Here is a 2,541-nt window from a genome sequence, read left to right as displayed (position 1 = left end):
TTAGCTATCTTATGAACTATGGAACTATGTTCCGCGGCGAACGCGCTGCCTATTACCTGTTCGACGAAGGCCGGGGCACATTGATGAGCCGTGCACGCGCACTCGGCATGGACGTCGAGCCTTATATCGCCGACGGCAGCCTCAAGCTCCACTCGGTCAATCCCGCTGAAATGTCGCCCGGGGAGTTCACCAGCACCGTGCGCAACGCAGTCGAGAACGAAGGTCGCAGTTTTGCCGTGATCGATAGTCTCAATGCTTACATGCAGTCGATGCCGGGTGAAAAATTCCTGCTGCTGCAGATGCACGAGATGCTGTCCTACCTGAGCCAGCAAGGCGTCACCACGCTGCTGGTGCTGGGACAACATGGTCTGGTCGGCGAAATCCGTTCCGACATCGACCTCAGCTATCTCAGCGACACCATCCTGTTGTTCCGTTTCTTCGAGGCGCGCGGCGACATCGCCACTGCCGTATCGGTGGTCAAGAGTCGCATCAGCAATCATCCGCGCTCCATCCACGAGTTCCGGCTCAGTCCGAGCCAGGGACTGCAGATAGGCGAAGCTTTACAGGATTTTGAAGGCATCATGAGCGGACTGCCGACGTACCGCGGCAGAACTCCCATCATGGCAACCGATGCCGATTAATCTCCCGTTGGAGGAACGCATCCTCATCCTTGCTCCCCATGGCCGGGATGCGGAAGTCATTGAGCAGACGCTGTCGGCCGAAGGCCTTAAATGTGCAATCTGCAGCAGCTATGCCGAGTTGATGCAGGAACTGGAGATCGGCGCCGGGGCGGCATTGATTACCGAGGAAGCACTCGGCAATGCGGATTTTTCGCTGCTGCATCGCTGGGTGGAAAAACAGGAATCGTGGTCTGATTTTCCCTTCGTGATCCTCAGCGCCAAGCAACGCAATGCCGAACGCAATCCGGTGCTGGACGTGCTGGAGCGCCTGGTCAACATGATCTTGCTGGAGCGCCCCGTGAATAGCGAGACGCTGCTGCGCGCCGGAGTCTCGGCGCTGCGTGCGCGACGCCGGCAATACCTCAGCCGCAGCCATCTGCAGGAACGCGCGCGCTCGGAAGAACATCTGCGCCTGGCGCTGCATGCCGGACGTCTCGGCTCCTGGAGCCTGGAACTGGCCAATTCCATCCTGATCGTTTCAGATGCGTGCAAGATGCACTTCGGCATTGCGCCGGAGAGCGAATTCACTTACGACGACCTGATCAACGCGATTCATGCCGACGATCGCCAGCGCCATCTGGATGTGATCGAAGCAGCCTTGTTGTCGAAAGACGATTTCTCGATCGAGTACCAGGTGGTATGGCCGGACGGCTCCGTGCATTGGGTGCAGATTCGCGGCCAGACCCTCCATAACAGTGTCGGCGTGCCGATTCAGATGGCCGGCGTCTCGCTCGATATCAGCGACCGTCGCGAGGCGGAGGATCGTCTGCTCGAAAGCGAGAGCAATCTGCGCCAGTTCAACGAGACCCTCGAGTTGCGCATCCAGGAACGCACGTCCGAACTGGCCCAGGCCAACGACCGCCTGATGAAGGAAATGTCCGAGCGTGAACGCACCCAGATCGCGCTGGTGCAGGCGCAGAAGATGGAAGCGATCGGCCGCCTGACCGGCGGCATCGCGCATGATTTCAACAACCTGCTCAACGTGATCATCGGCAACGTCGACCTGATCGAGCGGCTCTCCTCCGATGAACGCATCAAGCGCATGGCCGGTTCCGCGCGCAACGCCACCAAGCGCGGCGCCAAACTGACCGGGCAGTTGCTGGCGTTCTCGCGCAACCAGACGCTGGACCTGAAAGCGGTCGACATCGCCTCGGTCATCGACGGCATGAAGGATCTGATCGCCGTGTCGGTCGGTACCGGCATCAGCATCTCGATCAATGTTGCCGAGGATTTGCCGCGCGCCGTGGCCGACGCCAACCAGATCGAGATGGCGATCCTCAATCTCGCCATCAACGCGCGCGACGCCATGCCCGACGGCGGCAACCTGACCATCAACGTGCAGCACCGCTACGCCCACGATGGCGTGCTCAAGCCCGGCGCCTACATCGTGATCGAGGTCAAGGACACCGGCACCGGCATCACGCAGGAAATTCTCAGCAAGGTATTCGACCCCTTCTTCACCACCAAGGCGGTCGGCAAAGGCACCGGCCTCGGACTCAGCCAGGTGTACGGCATTGCCGATCAGTCCGGCGGGCTGGCGCGCATCGATAGCGTAGTGGGAAAAGGTACGACGGTGGAGGTCTGGCTACCGGTGGCCGGCGCGCTGCCGGTGCGTGAGCACGATCAGGAAATGCTGGACCAGCCGCTGGAACCGAAGGAATCCGGCAACATTCTGGTGGTGGAGGACGACGCCCAGGTCCGGCAGTTCATCGTCGAATGCCTTGAAATCCTGGGCTATACGGTGGATCAGGCGGAGAACGGCTGGTTCGGGCTGGAAAAGTTGCAAAGAGCCCATTTCGACCTGTTGATCGTGGACTTTCTGATGCCGGGCATGAACGGCGCCGAAGTAATCGCCGCTGCC

The 2,541-nt window shown here is 60.3% G+C and carries 2 protein-coding genes; both read left to right on the top strand.

The genetic code is table 11. The features are described from left to right. Positions 1–641, top strand: a 641-nt coding sequence (locus tag HLUSI_RS0118790; RefSeq protein WP_029363758.1) for an ATPase domain-containing protein, incomplete at its 5' end; no start/stop codon positions are given. Beyond that, a partial coding sequence (locus tag HLUSI_RS0118785) for a hybrid sensor histidine kinase/response regulator (RefSeq protein WP_029363757.1) occupies positions 631–2,541 on the top strand: 1,911 nt, incomplete at its 3' end. The genes HLUSI_RS0118790 and HLUSI_RS0118785, both read left to right, overlap by 11 nt.

Source organism: Herbaspirillum lusitanum P6-12 (assembly GCF_000256565.1).
GTDB lineage: Bacteria > Pseudomonadota > Gammaproteobacteria > Burkholderiales > Burkholderiaceae_D > Herbaspirillum > Herbaspirillum lusitanum.
The sequence above is the reverse complement of the archived record's forward strand: the minus strand, read 5'-3'. Positions and strand labels throughout refer to the sequence as shown.